A 23,115-nucleotide genomic window follows, 5' to 3' on the forward strand; every position below is an offset into this window, starting at 1 on the left:
CGAGGCAACCGCTAAATCGGTTTAATGCTGGTGCTAAACTTCAATCGACCGTTTAGCAAAAATGGCCGGAATTTCTCCGGCCATTTTTCATTTTATCAATATTTCAGATTTTATTAAACCTCGTGACTATGCCCTTCGTCGGGTTTATAATTTTTTTCCATTTCGGCAAGCTTCTCTTTACCATATGAAAATTTAGTAATGGTGTAATATAACACCGGTACTATAAAAATAGCCAATGATGTAGCGGTAAGCATCCCGCCAAACACGGTCCAGCCAATGGTTTTACGGGCCTCGGCACCTGCACCGGATGCGATCATCAATGGCACAACACCCAATATAAAGGCCATTGAAGTCATGATGATAGGGCGCAACCTAAGTCTTACAGCTTCTAATGTTGCTTTCTCCAGGTTCATACCCTTGTCCACACGTTCCTTGGCAAACTCCACAATCAAAATGGCGTTCTTCGCCGCCAAACCTATCAACGTTATCAAACCTATCTGGGCGTATACGTTATTGGTTAAGTTAGGCCAAAAGGTTAAGAACAAAATAGCGCCGAATGCTCCCAAAGGAACCGATAGCAGTACCGAGAACGGCACCGACCAGCTTTCATACAATGCAGCCAGGAACAGGAACACAAACCCAATAGAAAGGGCAAATATGTACACCGTTTTTGAGCCCGATAACAACTCCTCACGACTTAAGCCCGAAAACTCGTACCCAAATCCCTGCGGCAGTGTTTTGGCAGCTACCTCTTTCAAGGCCGTAATCGCGTCGCCCGAGCTAAAACCGGGTTTTGTGCTACCGTTAATCTCGGCCGAGCGGAACAAGTTGTAGTGCGCAATCAACGGCGAGTTTTCAATTACTGTGTAAGAGGTAAGCGTACTTAAAGGCACCATAGTACCAAACTGGTTACGTACAAAATACTGCCCTATATTGGTAATATTACTGCGGTAAGCGGTATCGGCCTGTGCCAATACCCTAAAGTTTCGGCCATAAATGGTAAAGTCGTTGATATAGGTACTACCTAAGTAGGTTTGCAGCGCGCTGTTAACATCAGATATGGCAACACCTAATTTTTTGGCCTTTTCCCTATCAATGGTCAGCTGGTATGCAGGCGTACTGGCGGTGAAGAAGGTAAAGGCCCTTGCAATTTCGGGGCGTTGGTTTACCGCGCCTACAAAGTTTTTAAGCACCTTTTCAAAGTTCTTGATATCGCCACCGGCTGCTTTCTCTTCCAAAATGAACGAGAAACCACCGGTACTACCCAAACCTGGTATAGCAGGCGGTTGAATTACAATTACATTGGCTTCTTTAAAGCGTGCCAGCTTTTTAGTGAGCTTGCCAACAAGGGCAGTAATCTGTTGCGATTTATCTGTACGCTCGTCCCATGGCTTAAGCTGCACAAACATGGTCGCGCTGTTTGATTTACTTGCAAAGCTGATGGCGTTCAAACCACCTAAGGCAGCATAATGCGCAATTTCGGGCACGCTATCCAACGTGGCCATCATCTGGTGCAATACATCAACGGTTCTGCCGGTTGAGGAAGCCTCTGGCAAATCATAAGTAATATACACACGTCCGTCATCTTCCAAGGGAATAAAGCCCGATGGTTTGCTTCTGAATAAAAGTATGGTACCGATGATAATACACACCAATATAATAATGATGAATTTGGAATGCTTGATACCTTTATCAACCGTGTTTCTGTACCGGCCTGTTACCCTGGTAAACCACTCATTAAACACAAAGAAAAACTTGTTAAGCCCTTTTGACTTTTCATCTATTTTATGCGGACGCAACAGCAGTGTACACAACGCAGGTGTTAATGATAGCGCCACAAATGCCGAAATCAATACCGAAATAGCGATGGTGATGGCAAACTGCTGGTAAAGCCGCCCTACTATGCCGGGCACAAACCCTACCGGCACAAACACCGCCGCGAGGATGAGGGCGATAGCGATTACCGGTGCCGAAATATCGGCCATGGCATGCTTGGTTGCTTCAACGGGTGTCATCCCCTCTTCGTCCATGTAATGCTGTACAGCCTCTACTACTACAATGGCATCATCCACCACAATACCTATCGCCAGTACGAATCCGAAAAGCGTTAGGGTGTTAATGGTGAAGTTAAGCGGAATAAAGAATATAAAAGTACCTATGATAGATACCGGGATAGCTAATACCGGGATAAGCGTTGAGCGCCAGTTTTGCAGGAATAAAAATACCACTACAATTACCAGTCCCAAAGCTATTAATAACGTATCAACCACCTCGCTTACAGAAACCTTAACAACAGTTATCGCTTCAAAAGGCACCACATAATCCACATCGGCCGGGAAACTCTTTTTAAGCTCGTTCATAGTAGCATAAACGTTATCGGCAGTTTCAAGGGAGTTACTGTTTGGTGCCTGGTAAACCAACAGGTATGAGGCGCGTTTACCATCAACAAACGAGTTGCCAGAGTAGTTGAATTTACCCAGCTCAATACGGGCCACATCTTTCAAATGCACAATGGCACCGGTGCTTGGTACGGTTTTAACAATTACATTACCAAATTCCTCGGGCTTGCTTAAACGGCCTTTTACCAATACCGAATACTCAAAAGGTTGGGCTTTTTGCTGTGGCGTGGCACCTACGGTACCAGGGGCAACCTGGGCATTCTGCTCGGCCAGGGCCGCGGTAACATCTGCCGCGGTCATGCCCAGCGAGGCAAGTTTACTGGGGTTAAGCCAGATACGCATACTAAAGTCATCGGCACGGGTTACCACGTCGCCCACGCCTTTGGTACGTAATATCGCGTCTTTGATGAATACGTTGGTATAGTTATCGGTAAAAGTTACATCGTGCGTACCCTTTGGCGAAAACATGGCCACCAGCATCAAAATACTTGGGTTACGTTTACGTACCACCATACCTAAACGCTGTACTTCCTGCGGTAAGGTAGGCAAGGCAATACCTACACGGTTTTGCACGTCAAGCGCGGCGATATTAATATCGGTACCTACATCAAAGTTAACGGTCATACTCATCTGGCCGTTGCTGCTACTGTTACTTTGCAGGTAGGTCATGCCGGGAACACCGTTCACCTGTACCTCCACAGGGGTGGCCACGGTTTGCTCAACTGTTAACGCGTCGGCACCGGTATAGGTACCTGTAACAGAAACCGTTGGTGGGGTAATATCCGGGTATTGCCCTATAGGTAAGCTTGTCATCGCCAGTAAACCAACAATTACAATCACTAAGGAGATCACTATCGCGGTTACCGGTCGTTTTATAAAAACATCTGCAATCATTATACTTATGATTAAGTTTTGGGGGCCGCAGCCCCGCTACTTGTTTAAACCTCTTCTATTCAATAAATAAACTTACTTTTTAGGTGCCGCGCCCTGTGCAGGTGCTCCTGTACCCAAAGTAACCTTACCCCCATCGCGCAAGCGCTGGAAGCCGTCGGTAATTACCTTATCGCCTTCTTTAATACCACTCAATACTACTATATTGGTATTAACACGCGGACCAAGCTTTACTTTAATCTGTTTAGCCAGGGTATCCTGCCTGTCTTTTACCGATTTATCTTCGGCAGTATCTTTAACGGTGGTATCGCGGGTAACAAACACAAAAAACTCGCCCATTTGCTCGGTTACCGCTTTGTTTGGGATCTGAACCCTGTTCCCTGATTGACCGTTCAACACCTGCAAAACGCAGCTCATGCCATCTTTCAAAACATCATCTTCATTAGGGAACTGGATACGTACTTTAATACTACCTGTTCCGCTGCTAACGCCACGGTCAATTGCCAGCACCTTACCTGTTTTGTTGTAAGTAGTGCCATCGGGCAGCTGTAATTTAAAGGTGGTATCGGTGCTTGCTTTTTGCAACGCGTAAAAACGGTTAATATCCTGCTCATTAATTACCACATCAACGCCAATAGGATGCTCGGCAGATATTGTATTCATCAGTGTAGTACCCGCGGCAACCTGTGTACCAAGCCTTACCTGCGAAATGCCTATCCTGCCCGTAAAAGGTGCCCTGATAGTTGCGTACGAAAGATCGGTAGCGGCAGATGCAACTCCGGCTTTAGCCACAGCAACGGCGCTTTTATTGGTTTCATAAGTAGCCACAGCCTGATCAACCGTTTGGCGGGCTATAGCGTCATTTTTCAACAACATATTATAACGGTCAACATCTTTTTGCGCTTTTACCAGGTTGGCCTGTGCGCTTAGTACATTGGCCTGGGCCTGTTGATACGCGGCTTCGTATTTACGTTTATCAATTTCATAAAGCACTTTACCTTTCTCAACAACATCGCCCTCTTTAAAAAATATACCGGTTACAAAACCAGGTACCTGGCTGCGTAGTTCAACCGTGTTGATAGATACAACCGTACCCTGGTAGCTATCATAATAGGTGGCTTCGGCTACTTTGGCCTGGGCTACCGATACCGGGGTTGGCGGCTGGGCAGCAGATTTTTGCTGATGTTTACCACATGATGCCCATGTTAACAATGCGGCAGGGGCTAACCAATATATATAGCTGTTTTTCATTATAGTGATTTGTTCGTTTATGTTATTACTTATACAGGCATCCGGCCGATGCCTTTTATATTGTTACTGTACCGGCAGTGTACCCAATGCTTTTTGCAGGTCAATACGGCTGGCCAGCAATTGGAACAAGGCGTTGTAATAGTTTAGTTCGGCAGTGCGCAGGTCTGATTGTGCTACAATAACATCAAGGTAAGTTTTTACCCCCTCGCGGTATTGCAGGCTTACTACCTTATATACATCCTTTGCCAGGTCTACATTTTCGCGCACTAATTTGTAGCTGGTGTAGTTGCTTTTGTAACCAGCCAATGCCTGCACATATTCGGTATTGATGGCATTTGTTGTATTGATGATATCCAGATCGGCACGTTCAACCTGCAATCTCGCCTTAGCTAAGTTTTGCAGGCGCTTTGTCCCCTGAAAAATAGGGATGTTTAATGTTAACCCTACGTAACCCGTTGGGTAAGCATTCTTGTAAAGGTTATCAAAATCGTGCGCGAAATAAGCGTAATTATAACTGCCCACCGCCGATACCGATGGCAAATACCCGTACAGGTAATAATTGATATTTAAGCTTTTAAGCGCTTTATTACTTTGTAAAAGGCGATATTCAATACGGTTATTTACATCTAATGTTTGATTGGTATCAATAGCGGCTTCCTGCTCATAGCGGGTTGAATCATAAGCCAGTGCTATTGGCTTGTTGCCGCCAACGCCCATAATTTGTTTTAAATAAGCAGTTTTACTTTTAATAGATTCTTCTGTTGCTTTGCGGGTAGCTACAGAATTATTAAGGGCGATGGTAGCCTGTTTATAATCTGTTTTATCAGATACGCCGGCCTGGTACCTGTTGGTTGCATCTTTTAAGCTGCGTTGCAACCTGGTAATATCCTCATTAGTGATATCTAATTGTTTTTGCGATAGCAGCACATCAAAAAAAGCCTTGCTTACATCAGATACTACACTTATCTGGCTGCTAATGGTATTCTCTTTATAGTACTCACGCGAATATTTAGATGCTTTAGCGGCCAGCAGCACATCGGCATTATAAATAGCCTGCGATGCAGTTAGTCCTATGGTTGATAAATTACGGATACTGCCCGCGTTCGACGGGATATTTGCGCCCGATGAGCCGGCCTGTGGCTGCCCCTTAAAGTAGTAATTATATAAGCCCGATGAATTCAATTGCGGCAACCATCCTGATAAACCTATCCTGATATCGCGCTCATTAATCTGTTCATCAATTGAGGCCTGCCTTACCGCGGGTTGGTTACGCAGGGCATATTCAACGGCCTGTTTTAGTGTTATCGCGCCGCTAATGGTATCATTTACCATTGCGGTTTGGGCAAATACTGTTGAATGTAAAATTAATGTTAAATTGACTATCGTGAAGATGGTTAAGTACTTTGTTTTTTTCATAAGACAGATAAAGAAGTCGATGCTATCAGCCTAAACTACAAAAGAAAGGCCTTATAGTTTTAGCCCAATTACACGGGAGATGTGCGAATATGTGATTATTATTATCAAATATAATTCAACCACAAGAATTTTACTTAAACTTTATTAAAAAATGGTTAAAAAGTCAGTTTTAGGCCATTTTATAAAAAAATGAAAATTAGAGATAGCAAATAAATAAAAATTTTAATTAATTTGCCATGTGGTTTAATACGGCTTTATTCCAAAATTGTTTTGGAAGGGCTTGTTTAAAAAAAATTACACTCACCATATAAGTTATTTACTTATTCATGGTACTTTTACAAAAAATTAAAGCAGAGTTAATACATGGTTAAAAAACTACATGGGAAAATCGCCGAGTTCCAGGTTGCAAATATGCTCCGGGAAAGGGGATTGTATCCTTATTTCAGGCCTATTGAGTCTGCTCAGGACACTGAAGTATTAATTGATAACAAGAGGGTATTAATGTTTGGCTCTAACTCTTACTTAGGCCTTACCAATCACCCTAAAATTAAAGAAGCTTCAAAAAAAGCGATTGATAAATACGGTACAGGCTGTGCCGGATCGCGCTTTTTAAATGGTACACTGGATATTCATATTGAGTTAGAGAACAGGCTGGCCAGCTTAGTTGGCAAAGAAGCCGCCGTTTTATTCAGCACTGGTTACCAGGTAAACCTGGGCGTACTTTCATGCATCACCGGTCGTAATGACTATATTATTTTAGACGAGTATGACCACGCCTGCATCATTGATGGCAGCCGTTTGTCGTTTTCAAAAGTTTTAAAATACGCGCATAATGATATGAACGACCTGCAGCGCAAACTGGCTTTATTGCCCGAAGAAGCTGTTAAGGTTATTGCCGTTGATGGTATCTTCAGCATGGAAGGTGACATTGTTAAGTTACCGGAAATAGTTCAGCTTGCAGATCAGTACGGAGCAAACATCATGGTTGATGACGCGCACAGCTTGGGTGTTATCGGGCATAAAGGTGCAGGTACCGCCTCGCATTTTGGCCTTACCGAGCATGTTGATCTGATCATGGGTACTTTTAGTAAATCATTGGCTTCATTGGGTGGTTTTATTGCTGCCGATAAAGACACTGTTGATTATATTAAACACCGCGGCCGTTCATTAATGTTTAGCGCCAGCATGACTCCAGGATCTGTAGGTAGTGTTATCGCTGCTTTAGATATCATGGAATCGGAGCCGGAAAGAATGCAAAAGCTTTGGGATAATACCAATTATGCCATGAAACTTTTGTTAGAAGAAGGCTTTGACCTTGGCCCTACCGAAAGCCCGATATTGCCTATTTTTGTACGCGATAACGAGAAAACCTTCCTGGTAACCAAACAGTTGCAGGCTGCCGGTATATTTGTTAACCCGGTTGTTTCGCCGGCTGTACCTTCAGATTCATCATTACTGCGTTTCTCATTAATGGCAACCCATACTTTTGAGCAAATTGAAGAAGCTGTTGAAAAACTATCAAGAGTATTTAAAGAAGTAGGCGTTACTTCTGTTAAAGAAAAAATATAATAAGCTAATAAACTGTCCGTGTGTATATTTGGCTGCTGTTTTAATAAAACAAGCCTATACACACGGACTTTTACGTTCATATAGCCCTCAGGGCATTCAATTAGGATACACTACTCATGATAAAAATAGTAACGGTTAGTTCAAAAAGCGAGTTGGCCTCATTTATTGATTTTCCGCATGATTTGTATGAGGGCGATCCAAACTACGTTCCCGAACTGTTTATTGCCCAGCGCGATCTGTTAACCAAGCACCCCTTTCATAAACACAACAAAGTACAGCCGTTTTTAGCGTACCGCAATGGTAAGGTAGTTGGCCGCATAGCCGCTATTCTTAACAATGCCCACAACGAGTACAATAAAAAAAACGATGGTTTTTTTGGCTTTTTTGATTGTGTAGATGATACCGAAGTATCAAACCTGCTGTTTGATGTGGTTACCGGCTGGCTTAAGGACAGGGGCGTTAGCGGCAAACTATTAGGTCCGGTAAACTTTAGCACCAATGAGCCTTGCGGCCTGCTGATACAGGGTTTTGACAGCGCGCCGTTTTTAATGCAAACCTACAACAAGCCCTATTATGCTAAGCTGATAGAAAGTTATGGCTTGGATAAAGATGTTGACCTGATTGCCTGGCATTGGGACGGTCAAGCTTATGACGATAAATCGGTAAGGTTGCTAAACTCGTTAGAGGAGCGGTTAAAACGCAATAACATCATCATCCGTAAAATCAACCTAAAAAAGTTCAAGGAGGAATCTGCAAAACTACGCGAGGTATATAACTCGGCCTGGGATGCAAATACCGGCTTTGTGCCCTTAACTGATGATGAGTTTGATTACCTGGCCAAAGATTTGAAACTGATCCTCGATCCGGATTTCGCGTTGGTTGCCGAGCAGGATGGCAAAATAGTTGCCTTTGGTTTAGCACTGCCTAACTATAACGAGATATTTCAAAAGATAAAACGCGGCAGGTTATTACCGAGCGGTATATTTAAATTACTGTTGGGTAAAAAGAAAATTCAAAGTATCCGTATTTACGCGTTGGGGGTTATAGATGGCTATCGTAAAATGGGTATTGAAGCCTGTTTGTATGGCACCATCATCCGTGAGTACAAAGCTAAAGGCTTTAAACATGCCGAAGCCGGCTGGACTTTAGAACATAATGATATGGTAAACCGCGCTATTGAGGCGATAAAAGGTGATCCGTACAAAAAATACAGGTTATACCAGAAAGCGATATGAGGGAACGGGTTTTAATAACCGGAGCAAGCGGCTTTGCCGGCTTCCATATAATTGAGGAAGCTTTACAAAACAATTTTGAAGTATACGCGGCGGTGCGTAAAACAAGCAAAACAAATCATCTGCAACACCTTGATGTTCAGTTTGTAAATTTGAGCTACCGCGATGTGCCTGCTTTAACACAGCAGCTTGCCGATATTAAACCCGACTATATCATCCATGCGGCCGGCGTTACCGCGGCCCGTTCACAGGCCGAGTATGATCAGATCAATGCCACCTATACTTTTAATCTTGCCTCGGCAGCGGTGCAGGCCGGCATTAATTTAAAAAAGTTTGTGCTGGTTAGCAGCCTGGCTGCCCTTGGCCCCCTTAAAAGCCTGGTGGGTTCCATTAATGAAGGCAGCAAACCCAAACCCGTAACTGCCTACGGCCGCAGTAAACTGCTTGCCGAAGAACAGTTAAAAACAGTTGAAAATTTAAACTACATTATATTGCGCCCCACGGCCATTTATGGCCCGCGCGATACCGGTATCTTTATATTTTTTAAGCAACTGGTACGCGGTATTGAGCCATACATGGGCAAAGCCGAGCAAAAGCTTACCTTTATATATGTTAAGGATGTAGCCAAAGCGGCTATAAAATCGCTTTATAGTGGCAACATTGCAGCCTATAATTTAAGCGATGGCAATTTTTACAGTAAATATGAGTTAGGTAACTTAGCAAAGGAAGCCATGAGCTTAAAAACCTTTAAATTTCATTTACCTGTAATATTTATAAAAATAATAGCGTCAATATCAGAAAAAGTGAGTTCTTTGAGCAATAAAGCCGCTATACTCAATACCGAAAAGCTAAATGAGCTTATGGCCGTTAACTGGAGTGTTGATATTGAGAAAGCAAAAGCCGAACTTGGCTTTTATCCTGCGTATAATTTAAAAACAGGCCTGATAGAAACTTTAAAATGGTACCGGGCAAACGACTGGCTGTAAAACACAAATAATTAAACATTTTTTGCAATAAAAATTAATAAAATATAAAATCAGCTTAATTTACTTAAACGTTTAAGTAAATTAACAATCAATAACTTAATACAAAACAAACTCTTTTATGGCCCGCCATAAAGGTAAACCGGTAAGCCAGTTAAAGGGCCTTACCCCCAACAACTAAAAAACAACAAATAATTACAATGAAAGGTAAAATTTCTCCCGCCGAAGGCAAATTGGGTATTCTGATCCCAGGTTTAGGTGCAGTGGCTACCACGCTTATTGCCGGCGTTGAAGCTGTAAAAAAAGGCATTTCGCAGCCAATTGGTTCCCTTACACAAATGGGCCATATCCGTTTAGGTAAACGTACCGAAAACCGTAACCCTAAGATCAATGAATTTGTACCATTAGCCCAATTAAACGATATTGTTTTTGGCGGATGGGATGTTTACACAGATAACGTTTACGAATCTGCAATAAACGCCCAGGTTTTGGAGCCATCGTTGTTAAACGCGGTAAAATCGGAGTTAGAAGCCATTGTGCCAATGACGGCCGCTTTTGATCAAAACTATGCTAAAAACCTAACTGCTACCCACGTTAAAACCGGTACCCGTTATGAGTTAGCGCAGCAGGTAATGGCAGATATTACCAACTTTAAAGAAAAAAACGGTTTGGACCGTGTTGTATTGGTATGGTGCGGATCAACCGAGATCTATTACGAAGCATCAGCCATACATCAGTCATTAGCCGCTTTTGAGCAGGCTTTGTTAGATGACGATCATTTGATTGCACCAAGCATGATCTACGCTTACGCGGCTTTAAAATTAGGTGTACCTTTCTCAAACGGTGCCCCTAACTTAACCGTTGATATTCCGGCGTTAATTGAGCTATCTAAATTAACAAAAACCCCTATCGCCGGTAAAGATTTCAAAACCGGTCAAACTTTAATGAAAACAGTTTTGGCACCAGGCCTTGCTGCACGTTCATTAGGTGTACACGGCTGGTTCTCGACCAATATTTTAGGTAACCGCGATGGTTTGGTACTGGATGATCCGGATAACTTTAAAACCAAAGAGGTTTCAAAACTGGGCGTATTAGAAGATATCTTTAAACCAGAAGATAACAAGGAGCTTTATGGTAACATTTACCACAAAATCCGTATCAACTACTACCCGCCACACGGCGATAACAAAGAAAGCTGGGACAACATTGACATTTTTGGCTGGTTGGGTTACAAAATGCAAATCAAAATCAACTTCCTTTGCCGCGACTCGATCCTTGCTGCCCCTATCGCGCTTGACTTGGCTATCTTTAGCGATATGGCTAAACGTGCAGGCATGAGCGGTATCCAGGAGTGGTTATCATTCTACCTTAAATCGCCGCAAACTGCCGATGGTTTACACCCTGAGAATGACATATTTAAACAACTGATTAAGTTAGAGAACACCCTGCGTTACCTGATGGGCGAAGACCTGATTACTCACCTTGGTTTAGATTACTATGACGATATGTTTGCCGACCGGGCATAATCATCCCTCATAAAAAGAACAGCCGCGTAAACTTATACTTTATGCGGCTTTCTTTTTACCCAATATTTACCTATTAGTTAACTGTTAATAATTGTTAAACGCTTAATTTTGTTACACTACGAGCATATAATTTTTAGTACTCTTGTAACGGCTAAACATTGCGTCACATCTAAAAATCAATATATTACGTAACTTGTACAAATAAAACCTATGATTGAAGCATATGTTAGGTATTTATTTAGGCTGTTTTAAATATTGTATAATTTGAAGGTAATTTATTGCGCGGGTAACCGTTCAATACAGAATGTCGACAATATTTGACTTTTTGACCACATTAGTCTGTAGGGATTTTTTTTACCTTTGAAACGCAGTTACAGGCTTGCATTTACGGTTGTAAAAGTGCTTAAAACGTGTTTAAAGCAGGTTTAGCACAAAACAGACGGACGGGAGAAAGATGATTAAAGCGGTTGATCGGTCTGTTATTTTTTGAACTGATAATTAATATCGGCATTCAAAAAGGGGTTTAGTTGGTTAGGTTACCGTTACTATTTATCAATCAAAAAGAGTTTGTATTTGCATAATTGCATAAAGTACATGGATTTTAAAAAATTTTACAAAAGTTTATTTTTCTCAATATTCTTTTTTTCTGCTACCGCATTATTTGCTCAAACAACAGTAATTACGGGCACGGTAACTGATGCGGGTAATAAACAAACTCTACCTTTTGTTGTGGTTGGCTTTACGGGTACCACCAACGGCGTTACTACCGATAACAATGGTAAGTACCGTATTTCCACAACCGATCAAACTTATAAGCAAATCAAAATTTCTTTTTTAGGTTATAAAGATGCGTTTTTAAGCGTTGTGCCCGGTAAAGAACAGGTAATTAACGTTAAGCTTTTTCCATCGGCACAACAACTTACCGAGGTTAACATTAAAGCAGGCAAAAAACCTAAATACCGTAATAAAGATAACCCAGCTGTGGAGCTGATTCGTAAGGTTATTGAAAACAAAGAGAAAAACCGTCCCGAAGCTTATAACTATGTAGAGTACAGGGAATATGATAAAATGATGTTTGGCGCGGCCAATGTATCTACCCAGTTTAGCGATCGTAAATTTTTCAGGAAGTATAAGTTTATATTAGATAACCGCGATAGCACGTCTATCCCCGGTAAATCAATATTACCTATCTTTTTGAACGAGAAGTTATTACAAACCTACTACCGCAAAAATCCTGAAAAAAACAGGGAGATTGTTTTGGGTGAAAAGAATGTGAATTTCGGTCCGGCGGTTGATAACGCGGGTTTGGCCCAGTATTTCAAACACCTATACACCAAGGTTAACATTTACGATAACAATATATTACTGATAACCAGCCAGTTTTTAAGCCCGATATCGGATAACTCGCCAAACTACTACAAGTTTTTTATCACCGATACCATTACCGATGCTAAAAACCAAAAGTTAGTTGAACTGAGCTTTACGCCGCGTAACACCAACGACGTATTATTTGAAGGCCGTATTTACATTACCCTTGATGGTAACTATGCTGTTGAAAAAGCCGATTTATTGGTGAACAAACACATTAATATCAACTTTATCCGCTCCATACAGGTTAACCTGGAGTTTCAGCAAAACCCGGATAACCGTTACCACCTGAGCAAAAGCACCACCATTGCCGATTTTGGAGCTACTAAAAAAGATGCCAAAAGCAGCCTGTTTGGTATGCGTACCATTACCTATGGTAACTATGTGGTAAATAACCCAAGACCAGATACCGCTTACACCAAGCAATCAGAAGAATCATCTGACGAGGCTAAAAACCGGAATGACGCATTCTGGCAAAAAAATCGCCTGGATACGTTAACAACTGCCGAATCAAAAGTTTATAAAAACATTGATAGCTTAAAGGATATGCCATCCTTTAAACGTACGGTTGATATAGCAACTATTTTACTTGCAGGATATAAAGGCTTTGATAAGTTTGAAATTGGCCCCGCGAATACATTTTACAGCTTCAACCCGGTTGAAGGTTTTAAACTGAGGTTAGGCGGCCGTACTACGCCAAACTTAAGCAAGCGTTATTACTTTGAAACCTACCTGGCTTATGGTTTTAAAGATGAGAAGTTTAAAGGCTTTTTAAGCGCTACTTACTCGCTTAACAACAAGTCTATCTATAAATTCCCGCAAAATTATATCAGGGCGAGTTTTCAGCGCGATACCAAAATCCCTGGTGCAAGCCTGCAGTTTGTGGAGGAGGATAACTTCCTGTTATCATTTAAACGCGGTGTAAACGATAAATACCTGTATAATGATAACTATAAGATAGATTATGTACATGAGTTTGAAAGCCATTTTTCATACACAGCGGGCTTCAATAAATGGACACAATCGCCGGCAGGTTCATTGTATTTTAACAGTCCAGAGTTTGGTACAATCCATAACCTAACTACCACCGAGCTTACAGCCGGCATACGTTACGCGCCAAATGAAGAATTTTACCAGGGTAAAATTTATCGTATCCCATTACCAAATAAATACCCTATCTTCCAGTTACAATACACAGCTGGTTTAAAAAATGTATTTGGTGGCGAGTATAACTACCAAAAATTTGATGCCCGTATTGATAAACGTGTTTACGAATCGCAGTTAGGTTATGCGGATGTGGCTGTTTATGGTGGTAAATTGTTTGGTACTGTGCCTTATCCGCTATTGGGTATACCTCACGCTAACCAAACCTATGCTTATGATATTGACTCCTACAACTTAATGAACTTTTTGGAGTTTGTGTATGATCACTACGAAGGAATAAGAATTGACCAGCACTTTATGGGTTTCTTCTTTAATAAAGTACCTTTGTTCAAAAAACTTAAATGGCGCGAAACATTATCGCTTAAAGTTTTATACGGCGGCTTGAGTGATAAGAATGATCCATCAATCCACCCATCGCTGTACCAGTTACCAACTGATGCAAATGGTGTTCCTTTAACTTACACATTGGGACGTACACCGTATGTTGAAGGAAGTGTTGGTATCGAGAACATATTTAAGCTCATCAGGGTTGATTTTGTAGAGCGTTTTAATTATTTAGATCACCCTAATGTAGCAAATTGGGGTATCCGCACCAGAATCAAATTTGATTTTTAATTTTGTAACACCAAACTAATACAAATGGAACAGAAAATATCGCTAAGAACAAACCTACAGTTAGGTATATACCGGGTAATTGATCCGGTAGTGAAAATTCTGATCAAAGTTGGTTTAACCCCAAACGCGGTTACCTCTATTGGTTTTGTACTTAACGTTGGTGTTGCTGCCATTTTTATATTAGGTGCCGAAGAAGGTAACCGTGGCGATTTACGCTACGTAGGCTGGGCCGGCGGCCTCATCCTGTTTGCAGGCTTGTTTGATATGCTCGACGGGCAGGTAGCCCGCCTGGGTAACATGAAATCGACCTTTGGCGCTTTGTACGATTCCGTACTTGACCGCTACAGCGAACTGATCATGTTTTTAGGTATTTGTTACTACCTGGTTGGCCATCACTATTTTATAAGCTCGATAGCTGCATTTATAGCCTTAATAGGTTCCATGATGGTTAGCTATGTAAGGGCACGTGCCGAAGGTTTAGGCGTTGAGGTTAAAGGTGGTTTAATGCAAAGGCCCGAGCGCGTAGTAACCATTGGTGTTTGCGCGTTAGCGAGTGGTATTGTTGCCCAGTATATTGGTGGCAACTATAAATTATTTGTACCAGGTATCAAGTTCCATATTTTTGAACCGATATCGATATTTACCTTCCCGCTGGTATTATTAGCAGTGCTTACCAATATCACGGCCTTTAACAGGCTTAGGGAAGCAAAAAAAGCGTTGATAAAACAGGAAGAAGAGGGTTTGTAGTTTTCGATGGTGTGGGCAAAAGCTCATTACATAAAACTTAAAAGCCGCTTACCAAAATATCATATCTTCGTAACCGTAAATTAATGGTTATTGCAGGCAAATATCTGCAAACCATATTTACCGGTAATTAATTAAAAATCAAAGATTAAATAACAGGCAGAAAGATCGTTAAACATTTTAAACCTGATATGTGCTATGGCAAAAAAGAATTATATTTCTAACTCACAGGAATCTGTGAGAATGTTTAAAAGTAACTTTTTAGAGGGTTTATCAAAGGTTCACTTTACCGTGCCTCTATATATTTTTGTTCCAGTCATCATTTACTCTACCTACCTGGCTTTTACCAACGGGATAGATATCATCAAATACATTGAGCTTTTTATTTTAGGCTTATTCATCTGGACTATTACGGAGTACATTATGCACCGCTTTGTTTTTCACCTTAAACCAAACGAAAACTGGGAATGGGCAAAAAGACTGCATTTTATTATGCACGGCGTACACCATGATTACCCCAGCGATGCCAAACGTCTGGTATTACCTCCATCGTTAAGCATCCCCCTTGCTACCGGCTTTTTCTTTTTATTTAAAGCCATATTGCCTGTTAACTATGTGTTTGGCTTTTTCCCGGGCTTTATATTAGGTTATTTATTTTATGATATATCGCACTACGCAATGCATCATTTTAACTTTAAAAGCGGTCTGTTTAAAAAGATAAAACAACACCACATGCTGCACCACTACCAGGACCCTGATAGGGGTTATGGCGTAAGCTCGCCATTGTGGGATAAAATATTCCGTTCAGGTTTCTTAAAAAAATAAGGTGGATAGTAGCAGTACTCCAAATACCGGCATTGCCATCAATAGCAAAAGTATCCTGGTTGTTTCGCTCTTATCGATTGCTTACCTGGTACTTTCGTATTTTTTAATAGGCTATAAAAGCGATGAACTTACACTGGTATTAATTTTCAATGTACTGTTTTATCTATCGGTACCCACACGTAAATTCATCCTCGGCTTTACCATTTTTATAGTTTACTGGATCATATTTGATTATATGAAAGCCTTCCCCAACTATAATTTTAACCCGGTACACATAGCCGATATTTATAATTTCGAGAAACAATTATTCGGCATTCACTACCGAGGGCAACTATTAACCCCCAACGAATACTGGCGTGTTAATGGCAATACTTTTATTGATGTTGTATCTGGCATTTTTTACCTGTGCTGGATTCCCGTACCACTTGGCTTTGCAGCTTACTTGTTTTTCAAAAACAAAGCGCAGTTCCTTAGGTTCTCGCTCACTTTTGTGTTGGTTAACTTGTTGGGTTTTGTGGTTTACTATACCTTTCCGGCTGCACCGCCATGGTACGTGCAGTATCACGGCTTACTATTCCACCCCCTAACCCAGGGCAACACAGCGGGCCTGGCCAAGTTTGATGCTTACTTTCATGCCAACATCTTTAAATCAATATACGCCAAGGGATCTAACGTTTTCGCGGCTATGCCTTCTTTACATTCATCGTACCCGGTTATAGTTGTTTACTACGGCATTAAAAACAGGTTGGGCATTGTTAATGTATTCTTTGCCGTGGTGATGCTGGGCATTTGGTTTACCGCGGTGTATGCAAGCCACCACTATGTGCTTGATGTTTTGGCGGGTATTACCACGGCTATCACGGGTATTTCGCTCTTCAACCTATTGCTTGCCAAATCCACCTGGCTACAACAACGCCTTGTTAGCTACGAACGTGTTATTGTTCAGTAAAACTGACAGCTTTTGAGGTAAAATCATGTACTATTTACTATTCACGTTGATATGTGGAAAAAAACCATAGCCAATGTTGAATAAATTTCGACATGCAAACAAAGCTAAAAACCGCCATTAAAGCGTAAAAACGCATAAAATGTAGCCATCTTATTCATTTTTCACTCATCCCGCTGATAAACAGGCACATTATTTGACTATCAATTATCAAAACATATTGGTATATTCGATAGCCCCTATATGAAAAAACTGCTTATTTGCCTCATCTTCATAGCCTTAGCCGCTCCCAAACTATCAGCTTATGCTGGTGACCTTGATAGCCTTAAGCAAAAATTACAGCTCACAAGCGATTCATTAAAAGGTCCTATCTATACCCAAATTGCAGCTCAGTATATAAACTACGATACGGTTGCTAACCGCAACTTAAGACACTATTATCAAAACGAAGCCCTAAACTATACTATGCTGGCGCTTCATGTATATTCGGTGTATAACGATACCCTTGGGTTACGAACTTCTTATAACAGCCTGTCAAAAATTTACCGCTCGCAGCATAAGTACATACAGGCAAAGTGGTTCATTTTACAATCAAACACCATATCGCGCCAGAGAAACGATGCGCCTAATATTATAGCTTCATTAATAGAGCTATCGGCCATTAAAAGCGATATGAAAGATTATACCCTTGCCATGGGCGATTTGAATGAAGCACTAACCATCGCTGTTAAAAATAAAGACCCTAAAAATGAATCGGCCGTACAGGTTGGCTATGCTGCTTTATATAGACGGATGGAGAACTATGAAAAAGCTGCCATAGCTATAAAAAGGCATGAGTTTTTGGACGATAGCATTCACCAGGCCGAAATAGATAAACTGGCTATGGTAGCCAAACAGGATTCGATCCAGATCAAAAAACAGGATTCTGTAATAGCCAAAAAAAAAGTATATACCTCCAACTTGAAAACCAACTTCAGGAGAGGGCGAATGCTCGCTTCGGCAAGGCATATCACCTTCTTGTAGTATTGATCATCGCGCTTTCGCTTATGGCCATAACCGTAATGGTTTATTACAGGCGACGCAAAAAGAAAAGCAAGTGGCGCATCAGGATTAGAAAACCCCGCTGATATCATTAAACCCAAGACTGCTTTATTTGTCTGAACAGGTATGAAAAGATCAATTGCTTGTGTTGTTTTTATAGTTGTATCATTATTTCATTTAGGCACTGCATACGCTCAAAGCACACAATTTAAAAATGAGTTTTTAGCATCCATAAATGCAACACGCACAAAAGGTTGCAATTGTGGCGATACCTATTTTCCGCCTGCCCCTCCCCTTACCTGGAACGATAAGCTGTTTGATGCGGCTATGGGTCATGCCAAAGATATGGCTAAACGCAACTATTTTAGCCATACCAGCCAGGATGGGCGCAGTATGGAGGATAGGATAGTTTTTGCTGGTTACACGTTTAAAGGTTTTAAAAGCTTTGCTATAGGCGAAAACATCGCCCAGGGCCAGCAAAGCATTGCCGAAGTAATGGATGGCTGGCTTAAAAGCGAAGGACATTGCAAAAACCTCATGAACCGCGATTTTAAAGAAGTTGGCGTAGCCCAATACAATGACTACTGGGTACAGGATTTTGGTGGCAGAACCTCATTCACCGCCGAGCAACAAAGACTCATTAAATCGGGAAAATATAAGGTGATTAAGGATTGACGATTTCAAATGTGCAGATATGCAGATGTGCAAATTCCAGACGTGCAGATTAGATGGGAGGTTTTAATTATTTCAATTTGAGATATAACGGCTTGTAAGATCTTGAAAAATAAGAATTTATAGCTCTCCCAATAGAAAAACATATGCGGTACTTCATATTTGAGCTTGTACAGTCCAAATTTGCACATTTAAAATTTGCACATCTGAAATCTGCATATCTGCACATTTAAAATCTGAAATCTGCATATCCGCACATCTAAAGGAATTTTACTATTTTTGAAATAATGCTACCGGCCACTAACCATACCCTCGAAAAACTGGAAATGCTGCTTAAAACAGCAGGCTACAAGGTTAGGTATGAAAAAGGAAATTTTAAAACCGGTGCCTGCCTGCTGCTTAACAGTCGGCTCATCATCGTAAACCGCTTTTCAAACCTGGAAAGCAAAATACTGGCCCTGGTTGAACTTTTACGCGAGCTGGATGTTGACCAGAAACTGCTCGACGATAAACAGATTGCATTTTTGCAGGATATTAAACAAACAAAATTGCAGCTGTGACCATAACATTTTTAGGAACCGGAACTTCGCAGGGTGTACCTGTTATTGCCTGCGGCTGCGAAATTTGCACCTCCACCGATGCGCATGATAAGCGCCTGCGCACCTCCGTTTTAATTGAAGCCGAAGACAAAACCATCGTCATTGATTCGGGACCCGATTTCAGGTACCAGATGTTGCGAGCCGGCGTAAAACGTTTGGATGCCATAGTTTATACCCACGAGCATAAAGACCATATTGCGGGGATGGATGATATCCGCGCTTTCAACTACTTCCAGGGTGGGCCGGTTGATATTTATGCCGACTCCAGGGTACGCAAGGCTTTAACCCGTGAATTTCCCTACGTTTTTGATGGCACCGGCTACCCCGGCATACCCCAGGTAAAAGTGCACAACATAAGTTTAGAGCCTTTTAACATAGGCAGTGTCGAATTTATCCCGATAGAAGTTTTACATTATCGTTTACCCGTGCTCGGTTTCCGGATAAATGATTTCACTTATATCACCGATGCCAAAACGGTATCAGAAACCGAAAAGCAAAAGATAAGAGGCAGCAAAATACTGGTGATAAACGCCTTGCAAAAGGAAAGCCACATATCGCATTTTACGCTTGACGAAGCTATCGCTTTCGCTCAGGACATTGGTGCCGAAACTACCTACTTCACACACATCAGCCACCGCTTAGGTAAACATGAGGATATTGCAAAAGAACTCCCTCCAAACATCTTCCTTTCTTATGACGGGTTAACGCTTGATATCTAAGTATCACCGTTTCAGCACTTTTAGAAATATCAAATAACATTATAATTACACAAATGCAAAATCTTTTTATGTGTTTGCACGTTATAAAAATTATAATTGTTATTTGAATATAAATCCCCTATCTCACCTGTAAATGGAGTACTTAGTTTATGTAAGCACAGCCAAAAGGCTGATGAATGAAGAAGAATTATTAGATATTTTAACCGTAGCCCGCACTCAAAACAAAGTACACCACATAACAGGAATGCTTCTTTACAGCCAGGGTACCTTTATACAGGTACTTGAGGGCGAAAAAGATAACCTTAGCCAGCTTTTTAAAAATATTGAACTGGATACCAGGCATAAAAATGTTATTAAGCTAATGACCGGGACTATCAACCAAAGAAATTTTCCGGATTGGCTGATGGCTTTCGCATCGGTAAATGCCGAAACCTTACAGGCCTTTGAAGGCTTCCTTAACCCAATAGATCCGAGTTTTTTAGGCAGTAATGATCATGTTACCGCAAATATGCTTAAGATATTTGCCAAGGCCAATAACCTTACTTATTAGGGAGGAGTGGACTTTGGGACTGTTAGACGAGTAGACTGTTGGACAAAGGACAAAAGATTTTTGGACAAAATGATTGCGCTTAGTCGGGCAAATTCTTTGCGTTACAAATCAATATAGCTAATCCGCTCAATAGCGCCTTTGTATTGATTTAAATGCCCGGTATCGTGCGCGTCAACACGACCTTTAATAGTTACGTATTTATTGTTGATTTGCGTAAACTGCCCGTTATTGTATTGAAACAAGCCTATCCGTGTGCCTTTTAAATATAGGGGGCAATCGGGGTTAAAGTCAATCCAGATGGCTTGTTTAATAGAATGATCGGCAAAAAGGCTATCGTTAAACAGGGCCGATTGCTCTGGTGCTTCAATATATTTGCCGGTAACCTCTACATATTGCTTGTCGTATTTCTTTAAATGGTTTACCAGTTCGGTAAAGGGGACGCGCTTATAAACCGGTGAGTCATCGTCATTACAATCGCTCACAAAAGTTTTGGTGTGCGGACTGCAACTCAACAATACCGGCAATACAGCGAAAAGTAATATTTTCAGCAAGTCCTGGCGTGTCATCATCAAATACAAAAACGATTAGATTCCGTAAATACTGAAGATACTTAATATGTGGCTCAATACCTTAATGTAATGCAATTTATACAGAAACTATACACCCAGTTTACATTTAAGCATTACTTTAGGCCCACAACTTCCGTTTATGAAAATCACCTCTATCTTAACATTGCTGGCGCTTTTTGCCGCCGGCGCAAGCGCGCAACAAAAAGTAATACCATTATACCCGGGCAATGCGCCGGGATCTGAAAACTGGGACTGGACCGAGGCCACCACATTTGAAAATTCATACCATACCGAAAAAGCCTACAACATAACTCATCCTACCTTAACCGCTTTTTTACCAGATCCGCGTATTGCTACCGGTACCGCGGTAATCATTTGCCCGGGAGGGAGTTTCACCACTTTAAACGTTACCATGGAGGGCAGCGACGAAGCCAAATGGCTTAACCAGCATGGCGTTGCCGCTTTTGTATTAAAATATAGGGTAATGCACAGCTTTACCGATAACCCGGTAAAGGAAATGACCGAAAGGAGAACTAAAAAGGATTACCCGGATGAAGTAGCCAAAGTAATTTACCTGGGCATTGCCGATGCCCGTAACGCCATAGCTTACGTACGTGAACATGCTGCAGAATACGGTGTATCTGCCCAAAGGGTAGGCATATTGGGCTTTTCGGCAGGCGGAACTTTAGCAGCGGCTACGGCCTACGGCTACACCGCGGCAAACAGGCCAGATTTTGCGGCTCCCATTTATCCCTTCTTCCCCGAAAAATTACAAACCGCCATTGCCGCCGATGCACCGCCGATGTTTTTGGCTGCGGCTACTGATGATGAGCTTGGCCTTGCCCCGCATAGCGTTGATATTTACAGTAAATGGATAGCATCAAAACACAGCGCCGAACTGCATATGTATGCCAAAGGCGGACATGGTTTCGGATCGCGCACGCAAAATATCCCTACCGATACCTGGATGGAACGTTTTGGCGATTGGCTTGATCTTGAAGGTTTCCTTACCCCCATCGATCCTAAAATAAAATCGCCCAAACAAAGAGCAATTGACGACGAAAACAATCGTAAAAACTGGGAAGCCGGCTTTCATAAAGATTGGGCCAACGTTAAACGTTACCAGGCCGATAACGCAAAAGTACCCGCCCCTGCCCCAGGTGAAAAACGAGTAGTTTATATGGGCGATTCCATTACCGATTTCTGGTTAGGTGCCGACCCTGCTTTTTGGAACGGAAAACCTTATTACGACCGTGGCATTAGCGGCCAAACTACCACCCAAATGTTAGTCCGCTTTAGGGATGATGTGATAGATTTGAAACCCGCTGTAGTAGTGATCCTGGCGGGCATTAATGATATTGCCGAAAACAACGGCCCAATTAAACTGGAAGATGTATTTGGCAATATTAAATCAATGGCGATATTGGCCAGGGAAGCTGGTATTAAAGTAGTGTTATCGTCTACCCTGCCCGCCTTTGCTTTTCCATGGAAACCAACTATGCAACCGGCCCCTAAAGTTATGGTGCTGAACGCCATGATTAAGGATTTTGCCGAAAAGAACCATATGGTTTACCTCGATTATTTTTCGGCCATGGCCGATGAGCGTAAAGGTTTACCGCCAAATCTGGCAAAAGATGGTGTGCACCCCACGCTTGAAGGCTACAGGATTATGGAGCCGATGGTAGAGAAAGCGATAGCGGAGAGCCTCAGCCTTAGCCTCACCCAACCCTCTCCAAAGGAGAGGGCTTTAAAAAGGAAGCGTAAGTAATTGTTTTATAAGCTACTGAAAGTAGTTTCATAAAGTTCCGAAAACAAAAAGTACCCGTCATTGCGAGTTATAAAATCCGTGGACTGTGAAGGAGGAAGTGACATATAAAACGCGTCATTGCGAGGCACCAAGCAATCCCCGACTATACAGAGCCGCTCTGTAAGTAGGAGATTGCTCCGCCGTATCTCCTCGTATTATAGGTCTACGACATATCCAAATTTTATTTAAAAGAATCATTTTTTATGCGATTCTTCTATAGTTCTCCACA

Annotated in this window: 18 protein-coding genes; 14 read left to right on the forward strand and 4 right to left on the reverse strand. The window is 41.7% G+C overall.

Going from position 1 to position 23,115, the window contains the following annotated elements; translation table 11 throughout:
- Positions 1–113: 113 nt before the first annotated feature.
- The 3 genes from QWZ17_RS18555 to QWZ17_RS18565 all read right to left on the reverse strand — a co-directional run bounded on the left by QWZ17_RS18555 (position 114) and on the right by QWZ17_RS18565 (position 5,957).
- Entirely contained in the window at positions 114–3,293 is a 3,180-nt protein-coding gene (locus QWZ17_RS18555) for an efflux RND transporter permease subunit (protein WP_290306788.1), read from the reverse strand.
- Positions 3,294–3,365: 72 nt separating this feature from the next.
- A complete protein-coding gene (locus tag QWZ17_RS18560) occupies positions 3,366–4,541 on the reverse strand; it encodes an efflux RND transporter periplasmic adaptor subunit (RefSeq protein WP_290306789.1) in 1,176 nt (391 codons plus the stop codon).
- Between the two features lie 63 nt (positions 4,542–4,604).
- Positions 4,605–5,957, reverse strand: coding sequence for a TolC family protein (locus tag QWZ17_RS18565; protein ID WP_290306790.1), 1,353 nt, complete (start codon positions 5,955–5,957; stop codon positions 4,605–4,607).
- 363 nt (positions 5,958–6,320) lie between these two features.
- Here QWZ17_RS18565 and spt point away from each other — a divergent pair, with 363 nt between their 5' ends.
- From spt to QWZ17_RS18630, 13 genes are all read left to right on the forward strand, one after another.
- Positions 6,321–7,526 (forward strand): serine palmitoyltransferase, encoded by a 1,206-nt coding sequence (gene spt, locus QWZ17_RS18570; protein WP_290306791.1) that lies wholly within the window; start codon positions 6,321–6,323, stop codon positions 7,524–7,526.
- 116 nt (positions 7,527–7,642) lie between these two features.
- Complete coding sequence (locus QWZ17_RS18575; protein WP_290306792.1) at positions 7,643–8,761, forward strand: GNAT family N-acetyltransferase; 1,119 nt, start codon at positions 7,643–7,645, stop codon at positions 8,759–8,761.
- The gene (locus tag QWZ17_RS18580; RefSeq protein WP_290306793.1) at positions 8,758–9,744 is read left to right on the forward strand and encodes an NAD-dependent epimerase/dehydratase family protein; all 987 of its coding nucleotides are present in this window, start codon (positions 8,758–8,760) and stop codon (positions 9,742–9,744) included. The genes QWZ17_RS18575 and QWZ17_RS18580 overlap by 4 nt, the downstream gene beginning before the upstream one ends.
- A gap of 197 nt (positions 9,745–9,941) precedes the next feature.
- On the forward strand, positions 9,942–11,267 hold the full coding sequence (locus QWZ17_RS18585) for an inositol-3-phosphate synthase (protein ID WP_290306794.1): 1,326 nt from the start codon (positions 9,942–9,944) through the stop codon (positions 11,265–11,267).
- Positions 11,268–11,861: 594 nt separating this feature from the next.
- Positions 11,862–14,414 (forward strand): DUF5686 and carboxypeptidase-like regulatory domain-containing protein, encoded by a 2,553-nt coding sequence (locus QWZ17_RS18590; RefSeq protein WP_290306795.1) that lies wholly within the window; start codon positions 11,862–11,864, stop codon positions 14,412–14,414.
- 24 nt (positions 14,415–14,438) lie between these two features.
- On the forward strand, positions 14,439–15,161 hold the full coding sequence (locus tag QWZ17_RS18595; RefSeq protein WP_290306796.1) for a CDP-alcohol phosphatidyltransferase family protein: 723 nt from the start codon (positions 14,439–14,441) through the stop codon (positions 15,159–15,161).
- A gap of 195 nt (positions 15,162–15,356) precedes the next feature.
- Positions 15,357–15,983 (forward strand): sterol desaturase family protein, encoded by a 627-nt coding sequence (locus QWZ17_RS18600; RefSeq protein WP_290306797.1) that lies wholly within the window; start codon positions 15,357–15,359, stop codon positions 15,981–15,983.
- Between the two features lies 1 nt (position 15,984).
- Complete coding sequence (locus tag QWZ17_RS18605) at positions 15,985–16,932, forward strand: phosphatase PAP2 family protein (protein ID WP_290306798.1); 948 nt, start codon at positions 15,985–15,987, stop codon at positions 16,930–16,932.
- Positions 16,933–17,172: 240 nt separating this feature from the next.
- Positions 17,173–17,952 (forward strand): hypothetical protein, encoded by a 780-nt coding sequence (locus tag QWZ17_RS18610; RefSeq protein WP_290306799.1) that lies wholly within the window; start codon positions 17,173–17,175, stop codon positions 17,950–17,952.
- Between the two features lie 144 nt (positions 17,953–18,096).
- The gene (locus QWZ17_RS18615; RefSeq protein WP_290306800.1) at positions 18,097–18,645 is read left to right on the forward strand and encodes a CAP domain-containing protein; all 549 of its coding nucleotides are present in this window, start codon (positions 18,097–18,099) and stop codon (positions 18,643–18,645) included.
- A 284-nt stretch (positions 18,646–18,929) separates the two neighbouring features.
- Positions 18,930–19,202, forward strand: a complete 273-nt coding sequence (locus tag QWZ17_RS18620; protein WP_290306801.1) for a hypothetical protein — start codon at positions 18,930–18,932, stop codon at positions 19,200–19,202.
- Positions 19,199–19,960 (forward strand): MBL fold metallo-hydrolase, encoded by a 762-nt coding sequence (locus QWZ17_RS18625; protein WP_290306802.1) that lies wholly within the window; start codon positions 19,199–19,201, stop codon positions 19,958–19,960. Before QWZ17_RS18620 ends, QWZ17_RS18625 begins: the two co-directional genes overlap by 4 nt.
- A gap of 133 nt (positions 19,961–20,093) precedes the next feature.
- Positions 20,094–20,510, forward strand: a complete 417-nt coding sequence (locus QWZ17_RS18630; RefSeq protein WP_290306803.1) for a BLUF domain-containing protein — start codon at positions 20,094–20,096, stop codon at positions 20,508–20,510.
- 101 nt (positions 20,511–20,611) lie between these two features.
- Here the strand turns inward: QWZ17_RS18630 and QWZ17_RS18635 are convergent, their stop codons facing one another.
- A complete protein-coding gene (locus QWZ17_RS18635; RefSeq protein ID WP_290306804.1) occupies positions 20,612–21,079 on the reverse strand; it encodes a hypothetical protein in 468 nt (155 codons plus the stop codon).
- 139 nt (positions 21,080–21,218) lie between these two features.
- Between QWZ17_RS18635 and QWZ17_RS18640 the strand changes: the two genes are divergently transcribed.
- Positions 21,219–22,847 carry a GDSL-type esterase/lipase family protein gene (locus QWZ17_RS18640; RefSeq protein WP_290306805.1) on the forward strand — a complete coding sequence of 543 codons (1,629 nt, stop codon included), beginning with the start codon at positions 21,219–21,221 and terminating at the stop codon, positions 22,845–22,847.
- Positions 22,848–23,115: the final 268 nt, after the last annotated feature.

Source organism: Mucilaginibacter flavus (assembly GCF_030409315.1).
Classification (GTDB): Bacteria; Bacteroidota; Bacteroidia; order Sphingobacteriales; family Sphingobacteriaceae; genus Mucilaginibacter; species Mucilaginibacter flavus.

Bases quoted from the DNA above. Each gene is read 5' to 3' on its own strand.
- QWZ17_RS18555 (WP_290306788.1), bottom strand. From the start codon at position 3,293: ATGATTGCAGATGTTTTTATAAAACGACCGGTAACCGCGATAGTGATC.
- QWZ17_RS18560 (WP_290306789.1), bottom strand. From the start codon at position 4,541: ATGAAAAACAGCTATATATATTGGTTAGCCCCTGCCGCATTGTTAACA.
- QWZ17_RS18565 (WP_290306790.1), bottom strand. From the start codon at position 5,957: ATGAAAAAAACAAAGTACTTAACCATCTTCACGATAGTCAATTTAACA.
- spt (WP_290306791.1), top strand. From the start codon at position 6,321: ATGGTTAAAAAACTACATGGGAAAATCGCCGAGTTCCAGGTTGCAAAT.
- QWZ17_RS18575 (WP_290306792.1), top strand. From the start codon at position 7,643: ATGATAAAAATAGTAACGGTTAGTTCAAAAAGCGAGTTGGCCTCATTT.
- QWZ17_RS18580 (WP_290306793.1), top strand. From the start codon at position 8,758: ATGAGGGAACGGGTTTTAATAACCGGAGCAAGCGGCTTTGCCGGCTTC.
- QWZ17_RS18585 (WP_290306794.1), top strand. From the start codon at position 9,942: ATGAAAGGTAAAATTTCTCCCGCCGAAGGCAAATTGGGTATTCTGATC.
- QWZ17_RS18590 (WP_290306795.1), top strand. From the start codon at position 11,862: ATGGATTTTAAAAAATTTTACAAAAGTTTATTTTTCTCAATATTCTTT.
- QWZ17_RS18595 (WP_290306796.1), top strand. From the start codon at position 14,439: ATGGAACAGAAAATATCGCTAAGAACAAACCTACAGTTAGGTATATAC.
- QWZ17_RS18600 (WP_290306797.1), top strand. From the start codon at position 15,357: ATGGCAAAAAAGAATTATATTTCTAACTCACAGGAATCTGTGAGAATG.
- QWZ17_RS18610 (WP_290306799.1), top strand. From the start codon at position 17,173: ATGAAAAAACTGCTTATTTGCCTCATCTTCATAGCCTTAGCCGCTCCC.
- QWZ17_RS18615 (WP_290306800.1), top strand. From the start codon at position 18,097: ATGAAAAGATCAATTGCTTGTGTTGTTTTTATAGTTGTATCATTATTT.
- QWZ17_RS18620 (WP_290306801.1), top strand. From the start codon at position 18,930: ATGCTACCGGCCACTAACCATACCCTCGAAAAACTGGAAATGCTGCTT.
- QWZ17_RS18630 (WP_290306803.1), top strand. From the start codon at position 20,094: ATGGAGTACTTAGTTTATGTAAGCACAGCCAAAAGGCTGATGAATGAA.
- QWZ17_RS18635 (WP_290306804.1), bottom strand. From the start codon at position 21,079: ATGATGACACGCCAGGACTTGCTGAAAATATTACTTTTCGCTGTATTG.
- QWZ17_RS18640 (WP_290306805.1), top strand. From the start codon at position 21,219: ATGAAAATCACCTCTATCTTAACATTGCTGGCGCTTTTTGCCGCCGGC.